The 26,339-nt window shown below is 45.5% G+C and carries 24 protein-coding genes; 7 read left to right on the plus strand and 17 right to left on the minus strand.

Annotated features, from left to right (window positions below; translation table 11 throughout):
* Positions 1 to 162 precede the first annotated feature (162 nt).
* The 5 genes from ilvC to AC1DFM_RS04420 form a co-directional block, all read right to left on the minus strand.
* Positions 163 to 1,209 carry a ketol-acid reductoisomerase gene (gene ilvC, locus AC1DFM_RS04400; RefSeq protein WP_477075511.1) on the minus strand — a complete coding sequence of 349 codons (1,047 nt, stop codon included), beginning with the start codon at positions 1,207 to 1,209 and terminating at the stop codon, positions 163 to 165.
* Between the two features lie 107 nt (positions 1,210 to 1,316).
* Positions 1,317 to 1,871, minus strand: a complete 555-nt coding sequence (gene ilvN / locus AC1DFM_RS04405) for an acetolactate synthase small subunit (protein ID WP_477075512.1) — start codon at positions 1,869 to 1,871, stop codon at positions 1,317 to 1,319.
* A 50-nt stretch (positions 1,872 to 1,921) separates the two neighbouring features.
* A complete protein-coding gene (gene ilvB / locus AC1DFM_RS04410) occupies positions 1,922 to 3,670 on the minus strand; it encodes a biosynthetic-type acetolactate synthase large subunit (protein WP_477075513.1) in 1,749 nt (582 codons plus the stop codon).
* A complete protein-coding gene (gene ilvD / locus AC1DFM_RS04415) occupies positions 3,636 to 5,315 on the minus strand; it encodes a dihydroxy-acid dehydratase (protein WP_477075514.1) in 1,680 nt (559 codons plus the stop codon). The genes ilvB and ilvD overlap by 35 nt, the downstream gene beginning before the upstream one ends.
* Positions 5,316 to 5,654: 339 nt before the next feature.
* Complete coding sequence (locus tag AC1DFM_RS04420) at positions 5,655 to 6,557, minus strand: branched-chain amino acid transaminase (RefSeq protein ID WP_477075515.1); 903 nt, start codon at positions 6,555 to 6,557, stop codon at positions 5,655 to 5,657.
* Positions 6,558 to 7,070: 513 nt separating this feature from the next.
* Here AC1DFM_RS04420 and AC1DFM_RS04425 point away from each other — a divergent pair.
* The gene (locus AC1DFM_RS04425) at positions 7,071 to 7,574 is read left to right on the plus strand and encodes a hypothetical protein (RefSeq protein WP_477075516.1); all 504 of its coding nucleotides are present in this window, start codon (positions 7,071 to 7,073) and stop codon (positions 7,572 to 7,574) included.
* A 100-nt stretch (positions 7,575 to 7,674) separates the two neighbouring features.
* On the opposite strand, the gene AC1DFM_RS04430 is transcribed toward AC1DFM_RS04425, so the two are convergent.
* Together AC1DFM_RS04430 and AC1DFM_RS04435 are read right to left on the minus strand one after the other, a co-directional pair.
* Positions 7,675 to 8,772 (minus strand): phosphotransferase enzyme family protein, encoded by a 1,098-nt coding sequence (locus tag AC1DFM_RS04430; protein ID WP_477075517.1) that lies wholly within the window; start codon positions 8,770 to 8,772, stop codon positions 7,675 to 7,677.
* The gene (locus AC1DFM_RS04435) at positions 8,763 to 9,665 is read right to left on the minus strand and encodes a sugar phosphate nucleotidyltransferase (RefSeq protein WP_477075518.1); all 903 of its coding nucleotides are present in this window, start codon (positions 9,663 to 9,665) and stop codon (positions 8,763 to 8,765) included. The genes AC1DFM_RS04430 and AC1DFM_RS04435 overlap by 10 nt, the downstream gene beginning before the upstream one ends.
* A 130-nt stretch (positions 9,666 to 9,795) precedes the next feature.
* Between AC1DFM_RS04435 and AC1DFM_RS04440 the strand changes: the two genes are divergently transcribed.
* From AC1DFM_RS04440 to AC1DFM_RS04450, 3 genes are all read left to right on the plus strand, one after another.
* Entirely contained in the window at positions 9,796 to 11,136 is a 1,341-nt protein-coding gene (locus AC1DFM_RS04440; RefSeq protein ID WP_477075519.1) for an alpha-L-fucosidase, read from the plus strand.
* Positions 11,136 to 12,026, plus strand: coding sequence for a 1-aminocyclopropane-1-carboxylate deaminase/D-cysteine desulfhydrase (locus AC1DFM_RS04445; protein WP_477075520.1), 891 nt, complete (start codon positions 11,136 to 11,138; stop codon positions 12,024 to 12,026). Before AC1DFM_RS04440 ends, AC1DFM_RS04445 begins: the two co-directional genes overlap by 1 nt.
* A 103-nt stretch (positions 12,027 to 12,129) precedes the next feature.
* A complete protein-coding gene (locus tag AC1DFM_RS04450; protein ID WP_477075521.1) occupies positions 12,130 to 12,819 on the plus strand; it encodes a hypothetical protein in 690 nt (229 codons plus the stop codon).
* A 112-nt stretch (positions 12,820 to 12,931) separates the two neighbouring features.
* On the opposite strand, the gene lipB is transcribed toward AC1DFM_RS04450, so the two are convergent.
* The gene (gene lipB, locus AC1DFM_RS04455) at positions 12,932 to 13,636 is read right to left on the minus strand and encodes a lipoyl(octanoyl) transferase LipB (RefSeq protein ID WP_477075522.1); all 705 of its coding nucleotides are present in this window, start codon (positions 13,634 to 13,636) and stop codon (positions 12,932 to 12,934) included.
* A 117-nt stretch (positions 13,637 to 13,753) separates the two neighbouring features.
* On the opposite strand from lipB, the gene AC1DFM_RS04460 reads away from it, so the two are divergent.
* The gene (locus tag AC1DFM_RS04460; RefSeq protein ID WP_477075523.1) at positions 13,754 to 14,830 is read left to right on the plus strand and encodes an RluA family pseudouridine synthase; all 1,077 of its coding nucleotides are present in this window, start codon (positions 13,754 to 13,756) and stop codon (positions 14,828 to 14,830) included.
* A 165-nt stretch (positions 14,831 to 14,995) separates the two neighbouring features.
* On the plus strand, positions 14,996 to 16,672 hold the full coding sequence (locus tag AC1DFM_RS04465; RefSeq protein ID WP_477075524.1) for a gliding motility-associated C-terminal domain-containing protein: 1,677 nt from the start codon (positions 14,996 to 14,998) through the stop codon (positions 16,670 to 16,672).
* 5 nt (positions 16,673 to 16,677) lie between these two features.
* Here the strand turns inward: AC1DFM_RS04465 and AC1DFM_RS04470 are convergent, their stop codons facing one another.
* From AC1DFM_RS04470 to AC1DFM_RS04510, 9 genes are all read right to left on the minus strand, one after another.
* Positions 16,678 to 17,628, minus strand: coding sequence for a hypothetical protein (locus tag AC1DFM_RS04470; protein WP_477075525.1), 951 nt, complete (start codon positions 17,626 to 17,628; stop codon positions 16,678 to 16,680).
* A gap of 179 nt (positions 17,629 to 17,807) precedes the next feature.
* On the minus strand, positions 17,808 to 18,611 hold the full coding sequence (locus AC1DFM_RS04475; protein WP_477075526.1) for an anti-sigma factor: 804 nt from the start codon (positions 18,609 to 18,611) through the stop codon (positions 17,808 to 17,810).
* A gap of 60 nt (positions 18,612 to 18,671) precedes the next feature.
* Complete coding sequence (locus tag AC1DFM_RS04480; RefSeq protein ID WP_477075527.1) at positions 18,672 to 19,220, minus strand: RNA polymerase sigma factor; 549 nt, start codon at positions 19,218 to 19,220, stop codon at positions 18,672 to 18,674.
* A gap of 198 nt (positions 19,221 to 19,418) precedes the next feature.
* A complete protein-coding gene (locus AC1DFM_RS04485; protein WP_477075528.1) occupies positions 19,419 to 20,294 on the minus strand; it encodes an anti-sigma factor domain-containing protein in 876 nt (291 codons plus the stop codon).
* A 64-nt stretch (positions 20,295 to 20,358) separates the two neighbouring features.
* Positions 20,359 to 20,832, minus strand: a complete 474-nt coding sequence (locus AC1DFM_RS04490) for an RNA polymerase sigma factor (RefSeq protein ID WP_477075529.1) — start codon at positions 20,830 to 20,832, stop codon at positions 20,359 to 20,361.
* 149 nt (positions 20,833 to 20,981) lie between these two features.
* On the minus strand, positions 20,982 to 21,560 hold the full coding sequence (gene def / locus AC1DFM_RS04495) for a peptide deformylase (RefSeq protein ID WP_477075530.1): 579 nt from the start codon (positions 21,558 to 21,560) through the stop codon (positions 20,982 to 20,984).
* 84 nt (positions 21,561 to 21,644) lie between these two features.
* Positions 21,645 to 22,058, minus strand: coding sequence for a Holliday junction resolvase RuvX (gene ruvX / locus AC1DFM_RS04500; protein WP_477075531.1), 414 nt, complete (start codon positions 22,056 to 22,058; stop codon positions 21,645 to 21,647).
* Between the two features lie 90 nt (positions 22,059 to 22,148).
* The gene (locus AC1DFM_RS04505; RefSeq protein WP_477075532.1) at positions 22,149 to 23,015 is read right to left on the minus strand and encodes a UbiA-like polyprenyltransferase; all 867 of its coding nucleotides are present in this window, start codon (positions 23,013 to 23,015) and stop codon (positions 22,149 to 22,151) included.
* 86 nt (positions 23,016 to 23,101) lie between these two features.
* The gene (locus AC1DFM_RS04510; protein ID WP_477075533.1) at positions 23,102 to 23,641 is read right to left on the minus strand and encodes an RNA methyltransferase; all 540 of its coding nucleotides are present in this window, start codon (positions 23,639 to 23,641) and stop codon (positions 23,102 to 23,104) included.
* 46 nt (positions 23,642 to 23,687) lie between these two features.
* On the opposite strand from AC1DFM_RS04510, the gene mutS reads away from it, so the two are divergent.
* Entirely contained in the window at positions 23,688 to 26,297 is a 2,610-nt protein-coding gene (gene mutS, locus AC1DFM_RS04515; protein ID WP_477075534.1) for a DNA mismatch repair protein MutS, read from the plus strand.
* The last annotated feature ends 42 nt before the right edge of the window (positions 26,298 to 26,339 follow it).

Genomic DNA, 26,339 nt, shown 5'->3' on the forward strand with positions numbered 1-26,339 from the left:
AAAATGTAATTAATACAAATGGCAAAGCATCTTCGGCATTATCGAAATCATGGAACCTGTACTCAGTATCAGAAAGAAAAGTAATCTTCTGCACTAAATACCAGCACCAATAATTTCAATAATTCGAAAATGCTTTGCCATTGTAATTTATAATATTAGCTATTACGCGTTGTTAGGACGCAGCTTACGTACAGCCRCACCTGCCTGCCACATTTCGCTTTCGCGCAGTTCTTTCAGTTCTTCGTTCAGCTTTTCGCGATAGTCAGCGGTGCTGTTGGAAGCGATAGAACGAGCAGCTTCTTTACCTGCAGCTACGCTGGCGTACAGTTCATCAAATACAGGCTGAGTAGCTGTTTTGAACTTCTTCCACCAGTCGAGCGCACCGCGCTGAGCAGTAGTAGAGCAGTTAGCATACATCCAGTCCATACCGTTTTCTGCTACCAGTGGCATGAGAGATTGCGTCAGTTCTTCTACTGTTTCGTTGAACGCTTCAGAAGGAGAGTGACCATTTTTGCGCAGTGTTTCGTACTGAGCAGCGAAGATACCCTGGATACAGCCCATCAGTGAACCACGTTCGCCGGTCAGATCGGAGAATACTTCTTTTTTGAAATCTGTTTCGAACAGGTAACCGGAACCAACGCCGATACCCAGTGCTACTACGCGTTCTTTAGCGCGGCCGGTAGCGTCCTGGAAGATAGCGAAGCTGGAGTTCAGACCCTGACCAGCCAGGAACAGGCGACGCAGAGAAGTACCGGAACCTTTTGGAGCTACCAGGATTACGTCTACATCAGCTGGAGGAATGATACCAGTTTGATCTTTATAGGTGATACCGAAACCATGGGAGAAGTATAATGCTTTACCAGGAGTCAGGTGTTGCTTTAAGGTAGGCCACAGGGTGATTTGACCAGCATCAGATAACAGGAACTGGATGATAGTACCTTTCTGAGCGGCTTCTTCGATATCGAATAAAGTTTCACCAGGAACCCAGCCATCAGCTACTGCTTTATCCCAGGTTTTAGAGTTTTTACGTTGACCTACAATAACGTTAAAGCCATTGTCTTTCAGGTTCAGTGCCTGACCAGGACCTTGAACGCCGTAGCCGATTACTGCAATCACTTCGTTCTTCAGCACTTCCCTTGCTTTTTCCATAGGGAATTCTTCTCTGGTTACTACTTGTTCGAGTACCCCTCCAAAATTGATGGTTGCCATGTGTAGTTTTTTTTAGCTGTTAGCTATTAGCGGTTAGCTACTAGCTGAGGATTGATTGAATGAATAATGATTATAATTTATGCTGTTTGCATCTCGCGTGCTACCTGTTAGTGAATGCTTTCGGCTTTCTCTTTGGCGCTATCGGCTTGCTGCAGTTCTTTCAGGTGTTCGTGGAAACGGCGACTCCATTTCACAATGGCGACGCGTCCACTCTTTGAATACTCGATCAAACCATATGGTTCCAGTTTCTTGATGAAAGCGGTTAATTCTTCCTGGTGACCGGTTTTTTCAATGACAAAATAATCGGCGGTGATGGTCAGAATGCGCGCGTTATTTTCGCGGATCAGTCTTTCTATATCACCAGTATGTAAAGCTTTGGTAGAGATCTTATACAAAGCCAGTTCCTGGTACACCACTTCTTCCTCCTCGTGAACGAAGGCGCGGTGTATTTCGATGAGTCTTTCTATCTGGCCTACTACTTTATCCAGTTTCTCACGTGTAGACATCACCGTTATGATGAATTTATATACGCCAGGGATTTCTGTTTCAGCAGTGGTTAAACTGGTGATATTGATGCCCCGTCGGGTAAATATAATGGTGATACGGTTGGTTATACCTATACGATCTTCCGTATATACCGTTACTGTATATTCTTTTTGCATATACCTGTTGTGAATTACAAATGATCAATATGAATCCTTCCTGCGGGGAACTACTCTAACCGGATGCTGCTTACTGGTGCACCAGCAGGTACCATAGGGAATACGTTATCTTCTTTTTCCACTACTACTTCCAGCAGATAAGCACCTTTGTGTGCCAGCATTTCGTCGATTGCGGCAGCTAAATTTTCCCTTGCAGTTACTTTTTGACCGGGGATATAAAATCCTTTGGCAATCTGTACAAAGTCGGGATTGACCATTTCAGTAGAGGAATAGCGTTTGTCGAAAAACAGTTGCTGCCATTGTCTTACCATTCCCAGGAAGTTGTTATTCAKGATCACTATTTTCACACCGATCTGTGACTGGTGAATAGTGCCCAGTTCCTGTAAGGTCATCTGGAAGCAACCATCGCCGATGATGGCTACCACTTCTTTTTCAGGTGTACCTGTTTTGGCGCCCATGGCCGCTGGCAGGGAGAAGCCCATGGTACCCATACCACCGGAGGTGATGTTGGTATTTGGGTTCTTGAAGCGGTAGTAGCGGGAAGCCACCATTTGGTGCTGACCTACATCTGTTACCAGTACTGCTTCGCGGTTGGTTTTTTCTGAGATGAGGCGGATTACTTCTGCCATTTTCAGTTCACCTTCGGTTGGATATAGTTCTGCGTGTTGAACTTTATCGTATTCCTTTTTATCGGCATCGCGGAATTCCTGGAGCCATGCGGTGTGATCTGCCTGGTTTACCTGTGGCAGGATAGCCGTCAGTGCTTCTTTTGCATCTGCGTGTACAGGTACATCCGCTTTAATGATTTTATGAATTTCAGCGGCATCGATTTCGATGTGGATGACTTTGGCGTTAGGCACATAGCTTCCTACATCACCGGTTACGCGGTCGTCGAAGCGCATTCCTACAGCAATTACTACATCGGCTTCACCGGTGAGCATATTAGGACCGTAGTTACCGTGCATACCCAGCAAACCTACATACAGCGGGTGATCAACCGGTACCGCAGAAAGGCCCAGCAGGGTAGATCCCACAGGGATCTGTGCTTTTTCTGCCAGTGCAATCAATTCTTTTTCTGCGCCGGATAATAATACACCATGACCACAGAGAATGAATGGTTTCTTTGCGTTGTTGATCAGCGCAGCTGCTTCCGTAACTGCTTCCTGATCTAATTCAGGAACAGGGCGGTAGCTACGGATATACTCACATTTCTTGTAAGCATATTCAAATTCGCCGAATTGTGCATTCTTGGTAATATCTACCAATACCGGGCCTGGCCGGCCGCTACGGGCGATATAAAATGCTTTGGCCATGGCCGCAGGAATATCTTCTGCACGGGTTACCTGTATATTCCATTTAGTGATAGGCATGGTGATACCAATCACGTCTGTTTCCTGAAAGGCGTCTGTACCCAGTAAGGCAGCGGCCACCTGGCCGGTTACGCATACCATAGGAGTACTATCCATGTAGGCATCTGCCAAACCAGTTACCAGGTTGGTAGCGCCGGGACCAGAAGTTGCAAAAGCTACTCCTACTCTACCGGAACTGCGCGCATATCCCTGAGCAGCGTGTGTAGCACCCTGCTCATGACGGACGAGTATATGAYGAACCTGATCCTGGAAATCGTAGAGGGCATCATAAATAGGCATGATCGCCCCGCCGGGATAGCCGAAGATAGTGTCTACTCCCTCTTCAATAAGGGAGCGGATCACGGCTTCAGATCCTGTAATCACAGGCTTTGCAGTTAACTGCTTATCTGCTATCTCAGGCTTCATCTGTAACACATCCTTCTGCTGCATTTTTTACAAGTTTTGCGTACTTAAATAGGATTCCATTAGTTGCTTTCAATGCAGGCTGTATCCACTGTGCTCTGCGGGCTGCCAGCTCTTCATCACTGATCTCTACATTGATATAATTTCTGGTGGCATCTATTTCGATGATATCGTCGTCTTTTACGAGGGCGATATTACCACCTTCAAAAGCTTCGGGGGTGATATGACCTACTACAAATCCGTGGGTACCACCGGAGAAGCGGCCGTCGGTGATCAGTGCCACGCTTTTTCCTAATCCCACGCCCATGATGGCGCTGGTAGGTTTCAGCATTTCAGGCATACCGGGTGCACCTTTAGGGCCTACCTGGCGGATAACCACCACATCACCGGATTTCACTTTACCGGAAGTGATGCCGGCAATCAGTTCAAATTCGCCGTCAAATACGCGGGCAGGGCCTTTGAAGCGCTCCCCTTCTTTACCGGTGATTTTAGCAACAGAACCTTCTGTAGCGAGGTTACCGTACAGGATTTGTATGTGAGCGGTTTGTTTCAGTGGGTTTTCGAGTGGCACAATGATGTCTTGTGTATCGAAATCGATGTCTGCCACTTCTTCCAGGTTTTCTGCAATTGTTTTACCGGTAACGGTCATGCAGTGGCCATGTATATAACCTTTCTTCAGGAGGTATTTCATCACTAATGGAACGCCGCCGATGTTGTGCAGGTCTTCCATCAGGTATTTACCACTTGGTTTGAGGTCGGCGATCAGCGGTGTTTTGTCGCTGATACGTTGGAAATCTTCCAGTTTGACAGGAACGCCAACTGATTTTGCGATGGCGATGAAATGCAGTACTGCATTGGTGCTGCCACCTAAAGCCATGATGATGGTGAGTGCATTTTCGAATGCCTCTTTCGTCATGATGTCTCTTGGTTTAATATCTTTTTCGAGGAGCAGGCGGATGTATTGGCCTGCAGCGAGGCATTCTTCCCTTTTTTCCTTGCTCAACGCGGGGTTAGAGGAACTGTAGGGCAGGCTCATACCGAGTGCTTCGATAGCGGAAGACATGGTATTAGCGGTATACATACCCCCACAGGCACCTGCACCAGGGCAGGAATTTTGAACGATGCCTTTAAAGTCGCCTTCATCCAGTGTGCCGGCCATTTTCTGACCGAGTGCTTCAAATGCTGAGATGATGTTGAGATCCTGGCCTTTGTATTTTCCGGGTGCGATAGTTCCGCCGTATACCATGATAGACGGGCGATTGAGGCGCCCCATGGCCATCAGTGAACCGGGCATATTTTTATCGCAGCCTGGTACGGTAATGAGCGCGTCGTAATATTGTGCGCCGGCTACTGTTTCAATGGAATCAGCAATCAGATCACGGCTAACGAGCGAATAACGCATACCTGGGGTACCGTTGCTCATACCATCACTGACCCCAATGGTATGGAAAATAAGTCCGACCAGATCATTTGCCCAGACGCCTTTTTTCACGTCCTGTGCCAGATCATTCAGGTGCATATTGCAGGTGTTACCATCGTAGCCCATGCTGACGATGCCTACCTGTGCTTTTTTCAGGTCTTCCTCAGTCAATCCAATACCGTACAACTGCGCTTGTGCAGCGGGTTGTGTAGGATCTTGCGTGATCGTTTTGCTATACTTATTTAATTCCATTGCTTGTAGTTATTACCGGAGTTTACCATTTGTTTATAGTAACCCTATTTTAAAACTTCGCTACTAAATTACCGGGTCGTGTCTTGATATTCAAACCAACAATTTCCAATTTACCGGTCTTCAAATCTGCGGTTTCAGCGACCAAACCCTTGATGGGAAAGGATTGTAAGTTTTTCGATTTACAGTCTTCAAAGGGAGCTGAAGGTGAAAGCAGTTGGCTATTATACGACAGACTGTTGATTTGGGAAGGCAGTGGGTGGAGCAAAAAGCTATTGTATCGTTTGCGTGTTGTCGGCGCTGCCGCTGCAATAGCTTTTTGCTGCTCTTACTGCTGTATGCTTACGCTAATTGCGCTTCGCGTTGAAATTCTTTCTCCAATACTCTGGCTTTGTATGCCTGTTGCAGCAGTTTGCCGAGAGATTGCGCCCATGGCTTACCAAAAGACTGACCATCGAGAGAGTCGAGGCCGATGACTTCCGCAGCAGTACCGCAGAAGAATGCAGCTTCAGCTTCTTTGAGTTCAGCGATGGTGAATAATTTTTCTTCCAGTGGGATATTCAGTTCGTGGCAAAGTTCGATAACAGTGGCGCGGGTGATGCCTGGGAGGATGTTACCGGCAGGAGGAGTATAGATTTTGCCGTCTTTTTCAAAGAAGATGTTAGCACCAGGGCCTTCTGCAACGTAACCATTCATATCCAGCAGCAGTGCTTCATCGTATCCTTTTTCTTTTGCTTCCTGCGAGGCCAGTATGGAGTTTACATAAAGACCAGCTGATTTGGATTCTATCTTGAACGCTTTTGGATTTGGGCGTTCGTAAGAGGAAGTCATTACGCGTAACAGCTTTTCTCCCAGGTAAGCTCCCCATTCCCATGCGCAGATCAGGATTTGAGATTCTGATGCAGCTTTCAGCGTCATGTTAGGCGGACAGAAAACCAGGGGTCTGATGTAGGCTTCTTCCATGTTGTTCATCTCCAGTATTTTGTAACAGGCAGCGATCAGGGCTTCGTTATCAAATTTGTACGGGATGTGGATCAGTTCACAAGAGCGCTGCAGGCGATCAAAGTGTTCTTTTGCTTTAAAGATTTTTACTTCACCGTTGGCTGTTTTGTAGGCACGGATGCCTTCAAATACGGCATAACCGTAGTGGAGTGACTGGCCATACAGGTCAGTGCTTGCTGCGTTTGCTTTGGTGAACTCACCGTTGATGTAAAGAAAGGTGTTGTCGTTGTAATAGCTATACATAAAATTGAAATTATACAAGGAATATACAGTCCAAAAAAAAGCCTTCCTCTTTGCGGAGGAAGGCGTTATATTTTGTGATTATATGCACGTTTACCTATCCTCCATACTGGTGGCTAATAATGACAACGACGATAATCACGACCTTCGTGATAGCCCAATTGAGCTGAGGTACGATGTGATTAAGTTTTATGTTGTCTTTATTTACCCACATGGGAGGACGTATTTTCTTTAGTGTTTCTACAAAAGTATCTGTGAAAAAAATAAAAAACAATAACCTCCCCAATATTTCGTGAAAAATTAATCACATTAAGTGTTTTTGAAAATATTTAAAAAAAGAAGTCAATAGTTAAGGTATTTCTAAACAAATCAACAGATCCTTATAAATTAATCTACTGATTTTGTGTACAAAAGACGCGGATCTGACACTTTCCGGAGGAGATGCGATGATATTGCAGGGGATAGCCGGCGCATAAAAATAGCTTACATTGACTATAAATTACTAAACACATCGTTATGAAACCTATTCTCTTATTGCTGGGGTTGGGACTATTTCTCCATAGTGCAGCCCAGCAAGCCCCACCCAGATTGCCTTCCAGCCTCCTGCAATTTTTTGCCGGTAAATGGAAGGGAGCGGGCACCTTTGCCAATGGTAAACCCATAGCGGCCACTGCTACATTTACGTTATCGCTGGACAGTAGCTGGTTGCAATATGAGCATGTGGATGTACCGCCCAACGTATATAAGGCGCATTCGTTATGGGGAGCGGGAAATGATGGTAGCTTGCTGGCATACATCTTCGATAACTTTGGCGGGCACCGGCAATTCGCTGGTCGCTATACTTCCAGCGATGCCGTGGTATTGGTGAGTACACAGCTGTACCCGGGCAATAAAAAAATGTATCAGCAATTTATTTACCAGAAGTTGTCGGCGGCCAGTTTTAAAATGATGTATGTGGTTAGTATGGACAGCGTACAATGGCAGATGGGTGACACCCTGATATTTCACCGCGCCGGTTAGATTTTTGATGCAGAACAGGCAAAAAAATCCCGGTGCAGGAAGCACCGGGATCAAAATGATTTCATTTCATTTACTGTTCACGTTCTAAAAATGATTTCATTTACTGTTCACTTGTTACGCTTACCAGCAGGCATTTATCGATGATTTCCTGCAGTACCGTTTCTTTTTCCATCAACCGTTGTAAAAGTACCAATTGGTTTTTAGCGCGGTCGTAATTGTGGGTCGGATACTTGATGGGATAGTATACATCACCGTTTAAGTAGTCGGTGAGGAATCTGATTCCCTGCATGTAGATCATGAACTTCCCGGCAAAGAACAGTTGTTCTTTTTCTACTTTGGTTAAAGTACCGCCAATCTCTGCGAGATACCCCTGCATCAGGGCTTCGTAGTATTCATCGCGGATAACGATCTGGCTGAAATCTTTTTCTTCTTCAGAAACGGGGCAAACATAGGTACGTACCATGTCACCGAGGTCTGAGATGATTTTTCCGGGCATCAGGGTATCCAGGTCGCAAACACATATACCTTCATAAGTATCCTTGTTGAGCAATACGTTATTGATTTTGGTATCGTGGTGCATCAGATGGTCCCTGAATTCGGGATTTGTTTTCAGTTGTTCATACGTTACAGCGATGTCAGAATAGCGGAGGAATTCTTCAATCATCTCTTCTGCTGCAGCTTTCCTGTCTTCCTTTGCTGTACGGATGGCATCCTGGAAGGCGCTATACCGTAAGGTCAGGTTGTGAAAGTTTGGAATAGAAGCTTTAAACGGCTTCAGGTCAATTCCCGAAAGGTAACTGGCAAGGCGGCCAAACTGTCTGGCTGCTTCATATGCCTGCTTTGGGTTGTCGGCCTGATCTACCGTTACGGAATCCGCAATAAAGGGGATCATTCTCCAGTATTCATTGTCAATTACAAAGAGCTCTTCCCCGTTAACCGTGGGGATCGGCGTAATAAACAGATAGCCGGGATGATGTGCTGCCAGATAATCTGCTGCCATTCTTTGGTTGGCGGCGATTACACCTGGCTCCTTAAACACGTTTACATTGATTTTTTGTAAAACGTATCTACTGCCGTCCTGCTTTTTTTCCAGCAAAAAAGTGTTGTTGATGTGTCCTGATCCAAATTTTCGGACATTTAATCCTTCAGGCTCAAGTCCGAAAGCCTGAAGGATCTTCGTGTTTGGTTTTATTTCCATAAATTGTCTGGATATTCTCCATTGGCAACCAGCGCTAAAAGGCTGGCCTGCACGCCAGGTGCATCTTCTTTGTAAGTAACGCCAAACCATTTAGCGCTGGTAGGCAGTACTTTTACTTCTCCTTTACCACGGCGGATAAATTCATCAGCTACAATCGGAATAAAGAATTCAGATTTAGGGTTGCTGAGGTTTTTATCCAGGAATTCGTTGAAAAGGGTTTGACTCAGGTCAAATACGCTCGGATGGAATCCCCAGAAGTTCATAGATACCGGTGTATTAGCAGACAACGGATGTTTGCTGCCATCGGCTTCTTCATAAACGATCTGACCATTTTCCGGGTATATTTTTGTTCTTTCGTTGATGGCTGACAGGTTACCTGCTGCATTCACTTCACATACGCCGCGGGATACAGAACCGTGTTCACTTACGGTTTTGCCCAGTTCATAGCCTACCACGCTGTAAACATCTGGTTGGCAGCCGTTTTTCAGGAACTCCGCCATTTTCACAAAAGAATCGGTACCATAGAAGTCATCCGCGTTAATAACCGCAAATGGCTCATTGATAGCATTTTTAGCGCAAAGGATGGCATGAGCGGTACCCCATGGCTTGGTCCTGTCGGCAGGAACCGCATGGTCACCTACAAATGCATTCATTTCCTGGTATACATAATCAACAGCCACGCGGCCTTTGAGCTTAGGTTCAAAGATTTCTTTGAACTCCGCTGCAAAATTTTCGCGGATGATGAACACTATTTTTCCAAAACCGGCGCTGATAGCGTCGTAAATAGAGTAATCAATGATAGTTTCACCGCTGGGGCCAAATTCCTGGATTTGCTTTAAACTGCCATAACGACTGGCCATACCGGCCGCCAAAATCAATAAAGTCGGTTGCATTTTGTTGATATTAGTTTTATAGTTTTCAATTATCTACGAAAAATATCGGCGTTAAATTTAATCATTAAAACTATTTTCACGCTTTCTTTTTATGGAGAATACCTTTTTTAAAGATTAATTAAACAGAACAATGAAGAGATTTTTAGTGTTGGGAGCCTTTGCTACGCTGTTTTCTACAAACGGACATGCGCAACAGAAAACGAATCCGGAAGACATTAGCAAAAAAATGCAATGGTTTGCTGATGCCAAACTGGGCATATTTATCCACTGGGGCATTTATTCTGTCAATGGGATCGATGAATCCTGGTCATTCCACAACAAAAAAATATCCTATCCTGATTACATGCAGCAGCTGAAAGGCTTTACTGCAAGTAATTATGATCCACAAGCCTGGGCCGATCTGATTAAGGAGTCCGGCGCCCGCTATGCGGTAATGACCACCAAACACCACGACGGCGTGGCATTGTGGAACAGCAAATTAGGTAAACTGAATGTTGCTACAAGTACACCGGCTAAAAGAGACGTACTGACACCGTTCTACGCAGCTTTGCGGCGCGATAGCATCAAATGTGGTGCCTATTTTTCCCTGATAGACTGGAGCCATAAAGATTATCCGCAGTTTTTGAAAGATAGCAACCGCTATGAGCTCAAAGCACAACCGGAAAGATGGCAGCGCTTCCAGAAATTCTATGAGGGCCAGATGGCCGAAGTGATGAACCAGTTTAACCCCGATCTGTGGTGGTTTGACGGCGACTGGGAACACTCTGCCGACGAATGGGAAGCAAAAAAAATGCGGACCATGCTCACCACGCATAATCCCAACACCATTATCAACGGACGTTTACAGGGTTATGGCGATTACGAAACACCTGAACAAAACTTCCCGGTATCCCGTCCAAAGTTCCATTGGTGGGAGCTTTGCATGACCATCAACAACAACTGGGGATGGCAGCCACAGGATAACAACTGGAAAACACCGTTCGAAATCATTACCATCTTCGTAGATGCAGTAAGCAATGGCGGCAACCTCCTCCTCGACATCGGTCCTAAAGCAGATGGTACCATCCCTGCAGAAGAAGTAACGATGCTGAAAGAACTGGGCGCCTGGAACCAACGCAATGGAGAAGCCGTTTTCAATACCGTAGCCGGTATCCCACAGGGGCACTTCTATGGTCCTACTACCCTTTCCAAAGATTCTACTACCCTGTACCTGTTCCTCCCAGCTAAAACCAGCGGCCAGGTAATGGTAAAAGGGCTGACCAATAAAATTGAAAGCATTACCATGTTAGGCAGCGGACAACAACTGCAACACAAGGTAGTGGGCAAAATTTCCTGGAGTGCCGTACCTGGACTGGTATTCATTGATGTACCCGCCACCGGACAAGATAAATATATCACCGTACTGAAACTGAAACTGGACAAGCCTGTAAAGCTGTACAGAGGCCAGGGTGGCTTTTTAACGAATGAATAATGCGTTACGATTCCATTACTCTTGATTCGTTTCATACCGCATGGCTGCCTGATTCCATTCAGGCAGCCATGCTGCGTTTGGATAAGATACATCCGGCAATATCCGGTAACAAATGGTTTAAGCTAAAGGAAAACATCAAGGTGGCCGTGGCTCAAGGCTACCATGGCCTGTTGACATACGGTGGCGCCTACTCTAATCATATTGCCGCTACCGCCATGGCTTGTAAAGAAGCAGGGTTGGCCGCTGTAGGGATTATCAGAGGAGAAGAAAATAGTGCCCGGCTGAATCATACGCTTCAAACAGCCGCCGACCTTGGCATGAAACTATTATTCGTTACCCGCGAAGATTACCGTGACCCAGCATTAAAAACACAATGGGCCACCCAATATCCGCAATACCTGGCCGTGCCGGAAGGCGGACACAACGCCCTGGGCACCAAAGGCTGTGAAGAAATATTATCCATCTTCCCTACAACCCACTTTACACATATACTCTGCGCGGCAGGCACCGGTACTACACTGGCAGGCCTGATCAACAGCGCCCTACCACATCAGCAGGTAACAGGCATCCCTGTTTTAAAAGGCGCTCAATACCTTGAGCAGGAAGTACGCGACCTGTTACAGCCTGGTAATACTACACATTGGGAGTTATTGCATGATCATCACGGCGGTGGTTATGCTAAACAATCCCCTGCACTTATAGATTTTATCAATACTTTTTATGCCAATACTGGCATTCCTACAGATATCATTTACACCGGTAAATTGATGATGGCCTTCCGTGAGCTGGTGCAGCAGGGCTATTTCCCACCCAACAGCCAGGTGTTGCTAATACATACCGGTGGCCTGCAAGGCAATCTTTCACTACCCCCCGGCGTTCTATCCTTTTAAAAACTGTTCATTATATTTGAACGGTAGTGTATTTTTGCCAACTTAAAGAGCTCAGGGAATAATCAGTATGAAGCAAATAGTGCGTATAACTTTTGTTATTGGAATGTTTTTATTGACCGCATTTACAGGCCGGGCCCAGGAATATACTCCTCCCGTACTGCCTAACTTCGCGGCCTCCATTAAAACCGGCAAAATACAGCTGGACTGGATTTCCGGCTTTACACAGGTAAAGGAAATTGGTATACAGCGGTCGCTCGATAGCGTATTGAACTTCAATACCATTGGCTATGCCAGCTATCCTACACAAACAAGAAATGCCTACCTGGACAATAAACCATTGCCTGGTAGCAACTATTACCGCCTGTTTATTTTATTCACCAATGGCCGGTTTATGTACAGTAAAACGGTACTGGCCCTGTCTGACAGCACTATCCGTGCTGACCAGAAACTGCAATACGCCGATATTAAAGATGCCGCCAGAGGCCTCAGAGGCAAAGAGCAGGAAAACAAAGAACCCGAAAGAGTGGTGTGGCATCCATCTAACTATATTTATACTACCGCCGACGGTAACGTGAATATTAAATTGCCGGAAGCGCCACAGAAGAAATATGCGGTCAAATTCTACGAATCCAACGGTACTTTCCTTTTCGATATTGAACAGGTAAAGGCGCCTTTCCTGATTTTAGAGAAAGCTATTTTCATGCATGCCGGCTGGTTTAACTTTGAAATATTCGAAGACGGTAAACTGAAAGAGAAATGGAATTTGTTTATTCCATTGAATTATAAAATGTAGCAGAAGGCATAAAGCCGAAAGCATAAAGCTATTAAAGCGAATGATCAGCGCTTATGAGTAATTCAAATACTCGTGCTGATCATTCGCTTTAATAGCTTTATGCTTTCGGCTTTTATATCATTTCCGCTTCAAACACTTCTCCGAAGTGCTTGCTCAGACGGGCTTTTACTTCTTCTATATTTACTTCGCCACCCAATTCGCGGTTAAGTGATGCCACCTGTTTATCCGCAATACCACAAGCGATGATGTTATTGAAATAATCCATCAGCGTGTTTACATTCAGTGCAAAGCCATGCATGGTTACCCAACGGCTGCAACGTACGCCCATCGCACATATTTTACGTGCCTTCCCTGGTTGATCCGGGTCCAGCCATACGCCGGTTTCTCCTTTGGAACGATCACCAGTTACGCCGTAATCCGCCAGGGTGCGGATAATTACCTCCTCCAGACAACGCAGGTATTTCCCGATATCCGTGAAGAAATTTTCCAGGTCAATAATAGGATATCCCACTACCTGACCAGGACCATGAAATGTAATATCACCGCCCCTATTGGTAGGCACAAAGCCAATGCCCTGCTCCTTCAGCTGTTCTTCAGAGATCAGCAGATTTTCCAAATGCCCGCTTTTACCAAGTGTATATACCGGCGGATGTTCACAAAACAACAGGTAGTTAGTAGTAGGCTTAGGGGTTTGATCCGCCGCACGGGACTTCAACTGCACATTTTCCTTCAACAACTGCTCCTGGTAATCCCAGGCTGCCTGGTAATCAATTACGCCGAGGTCTTTTACTACAATCTGTTGCCTTACTTTTTCCATGGTCATTACTAGTCTTTTCAGCTGCGCAAAGGTACGCGAATTCGCCGTGATACAGAACATTTGCGCAGATGACTGCTAACTGGCAACTAAACTTTACCTTTGCAAAAAATTATATTAATGGCTGAAGAATTGCTGGAACTGGAAGATGAGCTGGATAACGGTGATGGCAGTGAGGAAATATATGAGAAAATCAATATGGTGGTTGACAAAGGTCAGGAACCCATCCGTATTGATAAATTCCTTACGGCCCGCATAGAAGGCGCCACCCGCAACAAGATACAGCAAGCCCTGGATGGTGAAATGGTGATTGTGAATGATAAGCCTGTAAAGGCCAATTACAAGATCAAACCATTGGACAAGATTGTTGTGTTTTCCAACCGGAACCCGGAGAGTACGGACATTATTCCACAAGAGCTACCGCTGAATATTGTATTTGAAGATGAGGACATCATGGTCATCGACAAGCCCGCCGGCCTGGTAGTACATCCTGGTTGTGGTAACCGCGATGGCACCCTGGTGAATGGTTTGGCGTGGTACCTGGGCGATAAAACCCAACCCATTGAGCCGGAAATACCAAGGTTTGGACTGGTACACCGTATTGATAAAAATACCAGTGGCCTGCTGGTGATAGCCAAATCACCCAAAGCCATGAATGATCTGGCTAAACAGTTCTTTGATCACACGGTACATCGTCGTTATATCGCGCTGGTATGGGGCGATTTTGAAGAAGAAGAAGGCACCGTAGTAGCCCATGTAGGCCGCCATCAGCGCCTGCGCAAAATCATGGATGCCTACCCTGATGGTGAATATGGTAAAGAAGCGATTACCCATTATCGTGTACTGGAACGCTTTAACTACGTAACCCTGGTAGAATGCCGCCTGGAAACCGGCCGCACCCACCAGATCCGCGTACATATGCAACATATTGGCCATTCCCTCTTTAACGATGAAACCTATGGTGGTAACCGCATTGTAAAAGGAACGGTGTATACCAAATACAAACAGTTTGTTGATAACTGTTTTGATATCATGCCCCGTCATGCTCTGCATGCGCAACAGCTGGGCTTCATACATCCCCGCACCCGCGAGCAGATGTATTTTGAAAGCACCATGCCTGCTGATTTTACCAACGTACTGGAAAAATGGAAAAGATATATTGCAGCAAGGCCCTTGAAAGAAGAGGACCCTACATGATATTCATGTTATTAAAAAGGCGTCAGCAGCGGGTTCCCCGGGCTGACGCCTTTTAATTTCAAGCAGTTAGTGTTACACGCCGAACTACTTCAAATAATTCTGCTTTATTATTATAAATATTCTACATACTTTAAGTTATCTTAGCGGCAATTACCATGTCAATACATGAGAAGCCATCTACCGAAATCCTTTCGTATCCTATATCTTTTACCAGTATTACTGGTAGGCTGCCTGTTCGCCAACACCGCCTCCGCACAAGGAAAAACACCTTTTACGGTATCTTCCACCTGTGTAAACGATACTTCGTTTTTCCAGATTACCAATCCTGCAGGCATTGATTCTGTAAAATGGTTTTTTGGTGATCCGCTATCTGCTGATAAAGACTCGTCCAAAAGCATCCGTGGTGCGTATCATATCTACCATACTATCGGCACTTATGCTGATACGCTGATCGCCTGGCGCGGTGGCGTACCAGACACGACTATACAATCCACCACGATTGTAACCCCGGTTATTTTTGATCTGGGGCCACAGGACATCACCTTGTGTGAAGGGTCTACCATGACATTGAATGCACCCGTTATACCCGGCGCCACCTACCTCTGGCAGGATGGGTCAACCGGCAGCAGTATCCTCGTTGATACTTCCGCTACCTACAAAGTAAAAATCAACGGCTGCCCTAATCCGGATTCCGTCAACGTATTTTATACGCCCATTCCCAAAATAGACCTGGGCAAGGATCTTATTTTATGCACAGGAGAGCACATTGCTTTAGATGCTACCGCTCAAAACTGTACCTACAAGTGGAATACTGGTAATACATCGCCCACACAGGACGTTACTACTTCCGGCACCTATCATGTAGATGTGTTTCCAAAAGGTTGCCCCGCTATGTCAGATGAGGTAACTATCACCTTTACCGGCAGCCCCTATCCTTTTTCATTAGGGCCCGATACGTTATTGTGTCCGGGTGAAAGCATCCGGATTGCACCCAAAATCCCGGAAGCCACCAAATGGGAATGGAGCACCGGCGCCACCACACCGGCAGTGACCATTACCTCCACCACCAACCTCTGGGCGCTAGTAGAAATCAATCATACGTGCAGTGTAGTAGATACTATTTTCATCAACTACAACCGGCTTAAGAAGCTCAACCTGGGCAATGATACGACCATCTGTAAAGGCAACTTTCTGGTGCTGACCGCCGACTTTGGCAATGGCACCTACCGCTGGCAGGATGGCTCAGATCAGGCCACCTATTATGTTACCAAGCCGGGATATTATTATGTAGATGCAAAAATTGGCCGCTGCGAATCCACCGATAGTATTTCCGTTTCTTTTGATGACACGCTGCGGGTAAACCTCGGACCGGATACCCTGTTATGCAGAAATGAAGTGTACATACTACGGGCCACCGGTGCAGGTGGCGGCAATTACAAATGGCAGGACAGCACCAGCACACCGATGTATACTGTTACCAGGCCCGGTTTGTATGCCATAGTGGCCTATAATAGCTGTGGCAAAACGGCTGATTCAGTAGTAGTAAGATATCATGATTGTGCTTGTCAGCTTTATTTCCCTACCGCCTTTACGCCCAATGGTGATGGCAGAAATGATTATTTCCGGCCTATATACCGGTGTCCCATATACGATTATACCATCAGTATCTATAACCGCTGGGGAGAACGGGTGTTTTACACCACAGATCCACAGGTAGGCTGGACGGGGCGTGTGAATGGCAAATTAGCCGATGTGGCCACTTATGTATGGATTGTAGATTACAAAGAAATGGAAACAAAAATACCGGTGCATAAGACCGGTACCATTACGTTAATCAACTAAAACACTTATTGCGGTGATGTAAAATTGAGGAATTTTGCCACAAAAACGGCTGTTTCTCTTTTTTTGAAGKGTACATTCCAGGTACCGTTATAAGTAACCAGGGAAGGGATCAGCAGCCCGTTGAACTTCGTCATCTGTACATTCATCTTCACATTGAAGTCAAACAGCATTGTTTTATAAGACAGGGCATATTTACGGCCGACTATTTCAAAGTTGTCTTTATTAAACCAGGTGATGAGTTCGTCGATCACCACATCCGCTCTATCGATACGACTCAACCCCGGCTTGGCTTTCGCTGTAAATACATAACAAGGAGTTCCATCTACGTAGGTTTCTGCAGAAATAGAGAAGTCATAGAAGCGCATTACCTCATAGCTGAAGATGGCTACTTTTTGTCCTACGATAGGTACGCCACGTACTGGTTTGCCTGGATTAAAGATCAGTTGTTTCAGTTGCGCTTTATGCCGGGCGAGACTGCCACCGGAGCGTTCCGGGGTTTCACCGGCATCGTCTGCACACACCGTTCCTTTTACGAAAAACAGATTCGCATATAATTCAGCGGTGTAGTAATTGTAATTGCCTTTACGGGTGTAGAAGTCGCCGGTTATTTTTTCATTGGCCACTTTCATGGTCATGCATTTCCCTTTTACTTCCTGGTGGGTTTCATTATAAAGGGAAGCTTGTATAGCGGCTTGTTTATCCAGTACGCGGATATCATTGATGGCATCGAAGCCTACTACATGGAGATTTTTAAATGCACGATAGAATGTAGTATCATCTTCTACTCTTTTGATAAAGCTATTAACGTCAAAGCCTATACGCTTGGCAGCAACAATCACCTCATCCAGGTTTACCGTCATTCCTTTGTAACGGGCGGTATCCTGGGCGGTCAGTTGCAGGAAGGTTAATCCAAAAAGCACTACGGTTCCGACTATACTTTTCCAAATATGTGACATGGGTGCAATTTAGGAAAAAGTTCCAGCATTGCATGGAAGCTGAAAGCATAAAGCCGAAAGCAAAAAGCGATTGTAGCGAAGATAAAAGCGGCTATTTTAATAGTATCGCTTAGATATTCGCTACAATCGCTTTTTGCTTTCGGCTTTATGCTTTCAGCTCTTTATCAGCTCTTCAAAAATCATCCGGGAATTTTCCCAGCCACATACATTTGTTCCATAGTTGGAGATACGGCACCACCTTTTTTCTCCAGGGTAACGGCAAACATTTGTGCTTTACCGGTAACTTTCATTTTCTGGAGGAGACTGGCAGTATCACCCATTTCGAACACACCCATATCAACTGGTTTGCCATCTACGATAGCCCACAGTTGGTACTGTTTGTCGGCGGTTGGTTCTGGCAGTTTATTCACCTTCAGATACACCTGCTGACTGGATGGGTTCCAGAATACAGTGGCTAATGCTTCAGGGAACGCTTTGGTACCTGGCATTGGCACTTTCAATACTTTAGGGTCCTGGATAATTTCCATAGACTCCTGCATTTGTTCTAAACGGGTTTTGTACAAGTTGCTCTTGGACAAAATGGAGTTCTGAGATAATAGCAAAGATTCATACTTGTCTTTGTACTCTCTGAATAGTTGGTACCGGTTAAAGAACACATAATTTAGAACGAGGCTGCCGATCAACAATACGGCGGCCACGGAGGCAATCCATTTCCAGGATAGGCTTTTAGTTTCTTGCATGGACACTACTTTTGATGGTTGCAGGTCTTGATCGGGAGTCAATGCTTCCTCCTGCAGATTGGGTTCATTATTGATTTTGGAGAATAAACTTGTTTTAATATCCGCTTGCGGATCTATTCCCTGCATCTCAATATACGCTTCCATAGTACGGCGATAGGCTTCTACCTGTGCCTTCACTTCCGGGAATTGTGCCATAGCGGCTTCCAGCTCGCGTACCTCTTCTTCGGTAGCAACGCCTGCCATATAAAGCTCAATGATTCCGGACGATATGAAATGTTGTGAGTCCACTTTTGCAAAAAAAATTTACTTGTTCAAAATGTTTCTTAATTGAATAATAGCATTACGCATTCTTGTTTTTACGGTACCCAATGGGATTTCCAGTACCCGGGATATTTCTTCCTGGGTACAGCCTTTGTAATAAGCCAGATCAATAAGGGTACGCTGCTCTTTAGTTAGCTTTTCCAATACTCTGGAAAAACCGATATAGTCGGTAGATAGATGAACGGATAAAGGTCCGTTGAGAGCATGTACGTTGTCTGTTATATTTTGGATTCTCTGTTCCAGTTTATGAGATTTGGAACGGAGTATATCGATGGCGGTATTACGGGCAATATTGAGCATCCAGGTAAAAAGCCGGCCTTTTGCTTCATCGTATTGATCAAGGTGGCGCCAGATTTTCAGGAACACGTCCTGCAATACATCCCCGGCAGCACTGTCGTTGTTCAGTACTTTTACGATTACGCCGTACAATGCGGGCGAATATTGATCGTATAAGTAACTGAATACCTTCTGGTCGCGGGTTCTCAGGCCCTGCACCAGCTCAGCTTCTGTATATATCGGAGCGTATTCCAAAACGAACCAGGTATGATTTAATGGTGTTTAATAATGAAATTGATTTCAACACACAACAAAACGGAACATGTTCTACATGACGTCAGCCTTCCAGGATACCTCTTAAAAACGTTCTATATGTCTTCTAGTAATTAATGGGGCTTATAATATAAGCAATATAATGATTCTTAACGCGAAAATTCTACTGCACTACCGATTTCAATTCGTCACTTTGGCAGACATGCAAACCTGACTCATAGTAGGTTCGATACTACCGCCTTTTTGTTCCAGTGTAATGGCAAAGCCCTGTGCTACCGCCACCGCTTTCATGTGCTGTAGTTGTTGCTCCAGTGCTGCACCGGTATCAAAAACACCGGCATCTATCAATTTCTTATTGACGATGGCCCATAGTTGAAATTGTTTACCAGCTGGTGGCAGGGGCATTATCTTTGCCTGCAGATACACCGCCTGTGTTTGAGCGTTCCAGCCTACAGACACGGATTTACCAGCATATGTGCCACCACCTTGTAATTGGGTCCATTTAAAATCAGGGTTACTCAAGGGGTCCGGCTCTATGGGAACAGGGGTTGTTTCCTTAGCGCTGGTGAGTGACTGATGTTCTTTTGCAGCCTCCAGTTTTTCTTTGGTGGCTACTAATGATTTATAACGACTCTTGTAATCTGTGGATTTCTGGAAGAAAAAGAAATTMATGACAACACTACCTATCAGCAACACTACAATGGCTGCTGTCAGGTATTTCCATATGCGGTCCGATGATGATTTCGGGGCTGGCAGGTGTTTTATAGGTGTTTCTTTTTCTGTATCAGGTTTTTTTTTACCTACTACTTTTTTGCCATTGTGTTTTGAACCGTTAACAGGTGAGCGTAGTTCTTCCGGCAACAGGCTATTACCTTCTTCCGTGTTTTCATGGCGGATGATTTCTGTTAACCGGTTCTTAATGCCCGTAGGAGGAGCCACGGCGTAGAGTTGTACAAACCGCTCCTTATCCTGCTGCAGCGAATCCAATGCTGCTTTTACATCAGGATATTGAGAGACAAGTTTTTCCACCTCGCCCTGCTCCGTTTCTGGTAACATACCAAATACGTAGCTTTCAAGAATTCCTGATGATATGTAGCGTTGTACATCCACTGTGCTGTAATTACAATTGTTTTAAGAGTGTTMTCAATTGTATAATGGCATTGCGCATGCGAGTTTTCACAGTGCCCAATGGTATTTCAAGGGACTTGGCGATTTCTTCCTGGGTATGCCCCTTGAAATAAGCCATATCTATAATAATACGTTGATCTTTTTGCAAACGTTCAATCACTTTGCTGAGGCCAAGATGATCTACGGACAAATGTACGGCCAATTGTGGTTCATACATCAGTGCTACGCTGTTAACATCCTGTACCCGTTGATCCAATTTGTGATTTTTTGAGCGGAGACTATCAATAGCGGTATTACGTGTTATATTGAGCATCCAGGTAAACAACCGTCCTTTTGAGGCATCGTAACGGTCTATATTACGCCATATTTTTACGAAAACTTCCTGTAATACGTCTCCTGCTGCGGCTTCCTCTCCTACTACTTTGAGGGCTACTCCATATAGTGCGGGTGAGTAATGGTCATACAAATAAGTAAATACCTTTTCATCCCTGGCCAAAAGGCCCTGAATCAATTCAACTTCAGTGTATGTTAAGGTCGCTCCCAAGTTTGAGGATATGGAGGTTATACTTTATGATACCAAAATAACAGGTTTTCTTTACATTACAAAATTATTTCCTATTTAGGGAAGGTCATTTTGTAATCTACCCTGATTTTACCTTTAGTAATATCGTCGAGTTTACTTTTCAACATTCTGCGCTTCAGCGGCTTGAGATGATCGATAAATAAGACCCCGTCGATGTGATCATATTCATGCAGAATCACGCGGGCAGTCACACCTGTAAAAGTTCTTTCATGCGGGGTAAAGTTCTCGTCCACATAACTAAGTGTAACAGTTTCTGCGCGGTTTACATCTTCCCTTACCTTTGGAATGCTCAGGCAGCCTTCATTATAGGCCCAGTCTTTCCCACCGGTTTCTACGATATGTGCATTGATAAAAACGCCTTTCACGCCCTCGTCACCAGGGTAGTCGTTTTTCTCCTCTTCTTCCAGATTTTCTATAATTTGTTTGCTATCTACTACAAACAGGCGAATAGCTTTATTAACCTGCGGAGCAGCAATGCCCACGCCGTTTGAACCATACATGGTTTCCCACATATTAGCAATGAATTCCTTCAGGTTTGGATATTCTGGTGTGATATCTTCCGCTACTTTTCTCAAAACCGGGTGCCCGTAAGCAACTATTGGCAAAATCATGTTCAAATATTGGTTTAATCCGCAAAGATAAATATTTTAAGCTTCTTTGCGCTGCGTAAGCTGCTTGATTATACTGATTTTTTCTTATATTTTATTTTGCAGATACTCCTGTAATATAATCGTAGCACTGATTTCATCAATCAGGGCTTTATTACGGCGGTCCTTTTTCTTCAGGCCACTATCGATCATGGTCTGGAAAGCCATTTTGGAAGTAAAGCGCTCATCTACTTTTACCACCGGGATATCCGGGAAATTCTTTTTAATAATCCGGATACATTCTATCACCAGTGGCGTAGCATCTGTAGCGTTACCATCGAGGTTTTTAGGCTCTCCGATCACAATCGTTTCCACGGGTTCCGCGGCAAAATATTTTTTGAGGAAAGGAATCAGTTCGTGCGTAGGAATGGTGGTCAGCCCACTCGCAATCAATTGCATCGGATCTGTTACGGCCAGTCCTGTTCTTTTTTTTCCGTAATCAATGGCCATTAAACGAGGCATGAGAAAGCTTTTAGCTGTTAGCAGTTAGCTTTTAGTCGTTAGCATTATCTGTTAATTATTCCTAACAGCTAAAAGCTAATGGCTAAACGCTTATATAAAAATGAGCATATCAGCAATGGTAAACACCGCGAATACTACGCTGGCAATACCATTGGTGGTCATAAACATAATGTTGACCTTACTGAGGTCGTCCGGTTTTACCAGCAGATGCTGAGATACCAGCATCACCACAAACACCGCAGCACCTATCCAGAACAGCCAGTGGAAACCGCCGGTAAGGCCAATAGTTACCACCAGGGCTGCCGCTATTACGTGTAGCAGCTCTGAAAAACGAAGTGCACCGGAAAGTCCCAGCCAGGCCGGAATAGAGTTCAGTTGTTGCGACTTATCAAAATCTTCATCCTGTAAGGAATAAATAATATCAAATCCGGATACCCAGCACAGCACCAATACAGATACCAGCACCGGCAATACGGCAAACTGGCCGGTTACCGCCAGATAAGCACCGATGGGCGCCAATGATAGCCCAACGCCCAGTACCAGGTGGCAAAAGGCCGTAAAACGCTTGGTATAGCTATATCCCAGCACTACCAGCAAAGCTACCGGCGACAGGAAGAAACAGATACGGTTAATAAACCAGGTGGTAATGATAAAGCCTGCCACATTGGCGATAATAAAAAACATAGCATTTTGGGGAGATATGATACCTGCCGGTATTTCTCTTTTCGCCGTACGTGGGTTCAATTTGTCGATGTCCACATCAAGCCAGCGGTTGAACGCCATGGCAGCACTCCGTGCAAACACCATGCATAATACCACGAGGCCAAAGGTAGCCCAGCTGAAATGCCCACCACCTTTGGTAGTAGCCATGAAGTAGCCGGTCAATGCAAAAGGCATGGCGAAAATGGTATGACTAAACTTTACCAGCGACAAATATTTATTTACCGTTGAGATCATGCGCTTGTTTTAGGTTTTATACAGACAGTTATAAATTAATAAGATTGTATGGCGACTGACAACCTCCGCTTCCCGTTGGCTAAAAGCTAACGGCTGGTAGCTGACAGTTTCACAAAGATATCCCAAACTACAATACCGGTGGTCACCGAAATATTCAGGGAGTGCTTCATGCCCAGTTGAGGGATTTCGATACAGCCGTCTACCAGCTTCATCACTTCTCCATCTACCCCGCTGACTTCATTCCCGAACACCAGTGCCAGCGGCTCTCCGGTAGGCGGTTGGAAGCGATCCAGCATATGGCTGTTTACTGCCTGTTCAATGGCCATTACTTTATAGCCCGCTGCTTTCAGCTCCTGTACCGCGTTTACGGTAGTATCAAAATACTGCCATTCTACGGTTTCCGTGGCTCCCAGCGCCGTTTTATTGATATCGCGGTGGGGTGGCACGGGGGTATATCCACAAAGGACGATGCCTTGCACCAAAAAAGCATCTGCAGTACGGAATACGGAGCCCACATTGTGCATGCTGCGTATATTATCGAGTACCAGTACGATAGGCGTTTTATTGGCCGCCTTGAACTCAGCCACCGTTTTACGGCCCAGTTCATCCATGCTTAATTTTCTCATCACCTGCAAAGATAATAGGATGGGATGAGTTTTATATATTTGCGCCATGGCAAAAAGCAAATCGGAAGAAACCCCGCTCATGCAACAACATAAGGCCATCAAGGCTAAATACCCTGATGCCATACTGTTGTTCCGTGTTGGCGATTTTTATGAGACGTTCAGTGAGGATGCAGTCATCGCTGCCCGGGTATTGGGCATCGTGTTAACCAAGCGGGCCAATGGCTCCGCTTCTTATGTAGACCTGGCCGGATTTCCCCACCATTCGTTAGATACTTATCTGCACAAACTGGTAAAAGCCGGCTACCGTGTAGCTGTATGCGATCAGCTGGAAGATCCCAAAACAGTAAAAGGTATTGTAAAACGTGGTGTCACCGAAATGGTCACCCCCGGTGTAGCCGTGAATGATAAGCTGCTGGAAAACTCCAGTAATAACTTCCTGGCCGCCGTACATTTCGGCCCAGACGTTACTGGCGTATCTTTCCTGGATATTTCCACCGGCGAATTCTTTATCGCCGAAGGCAGTATAGAATATGTGGATAAACTCCTGCAAAGCTTCCGCCCCGCAGAAGTACTCTTCGCCAAACAACAGCAGAAGCATTTTAAAGCCACCTTTGGCACCCGCTTCTATACCTACACCATGGATGAGTGGATCTTTACCACCACCTATGCGGAAGAAATACTGCTCAAACATTTTGAAACACATTCCCTGAAAGGATATGGTGTGGAAGGTCTCCCCGCTGCTATCATCGCTGCCGGCGCTACCCTCCACTACCTGAAAGATACCGAACATCCGCACCTGCAGCATATCACCCGCATGCAGCGCATCAGCCAGGACGATTTCCTCTGGATGGACCGCTTCACCGTGCGCAACCTGGAACTGCTGAACAGCAGCGTGGAAAACGGACATACCCTGCTGAAAGTACTGGATAACACGGTAACACCAATGGGCGCCCGTCTCCTAAAACGCTGGATGGTATTCCCCCTGCGTGATATCAAGGCCATCGACGAGCGACTGGACACCGTAGAATACTTCATCAAAGAAACCGATCTCTCCAAATCACTCACGCATCACCTGAAGCAAACCGGTGATCTGGAAAGGCTCGTCTCTAAAATCCCTCTGCGGAAAATCAATCCCCGGGAAGTGATGCAGCTGGCCCGCTCCCTGGAGCAGGTACGGGACGTACAGGCATTGCTGGCCAATACCCATAACGACTACCTCAAACGCCTGAACGAAAAACTAGACCCCTGCGCCCCATTGCTGGAACGTATTCTCAATGAAATTGCAGAGAACCCGCCGGTACTGGTGAATAAAGGCGGTTGTATTAAAGAAGGTGTGAATGCGGAACTGGATGCACTACGCAACATCGCCAACAAAGGCAAAGACTATCTCTTACAAATACAACAGAAAGAATCAGAAGCAACAGGCATTCCTTCCCTGAAAATAGCCTTCAACAACGTGTTCGGTTATTACCTGGAAGTCACCAATACCCATAAAAACAAAGTGCCGGAACGCTGGATGCGTAAACAAACGCTCGCTAACGCGGAACGTTATATTACCCCGGAGCTGAAAGAATATGAAGAAAAGATTGTAGGTGCGGAAGATAAAATCCAGGTGCTGGAAGCCAAACTGTTTGAAGAACTGGTGTTGGCCCTGCAGGAATTTATTAAGCCTGTGCAGGAAGATGCACAGGTGTTTGCCCGGATCGACTGTCTCCTTTGCTTTGCGCAAAACGCGATGCAATACAAATATCGTCGTCCTAATATCAACGAGGGCTTTGACCTCGTGATCAAAGACGGACGGCATCCGGTGATAGAAAGAGGGTTACCAGCCGGTGATACCTATGTATCCAATGATCTGCAACTGGACAAAGAACAGCAGCAAATCATTATCCTGACCGGTCCCAACATGAGTGGTAAATCGGCGCTGTTGCGTCAAACTGCCCTGATTACGCTGATGGCGCACATGGGCAGCTTTGTACCGGCCAGCAGTGCAGACATAGGGCTCACCGATAAAATATTTACCCGTGTAGGCGCTTCCGATAATCTCAGTGGAGGGGAATCAACCTTCATGGTGGAAATGAATGAAACTGCCAGTATTATCAATAGCATTACCCCACGTAGCCTGGTGATACTGGATGAAATAGGCCGTGGTACCAGTACCTACGATGGTATCTCCATTGCCTGGAGCATTGTGGAATATTTGCATGACATGACCACGCATCGTCCCAAAACATTATTTGCCACGCACTATCATGAACTGAATGAGCTGGAAAATAAACATGGCCGGGTGAAGAACTTTCATATCACCAATATGGAATCGGGTAATAAAATTATCTTCCTGCGTAAGCTGGCAGCAGGTGGAAGTCGCCACAGCTTTGGTATTCACGTGGCCCGTATGGCAGGAATGCCGCCGGAGTTGATTAACCGTGCCAATGAAGTGCTGGCCAATCTCGAAGAAAAACATATTGATGCGCCTTTACAGAAAAATGTAAAGCAACTGAATACGCCTTCGCAGAAGTTGCAGTTGAACATTTTTGATGCGCATAGTGATACTTTCCAGCAGATCAGGGAGAAGTTGGATCATGTGGATATTAACCGGTTAACACCGGTGGAGGCGCTGTTGAAGCTGAGTGAGATTAAGAATATGATTGGATAATCAATTAGATGAAATAAAAAAAGTCCCCCACCGTTTGGTGGG

It is taken from the genome of Chitinophaga sp. 05T412 (assembly GCF_056396465.1).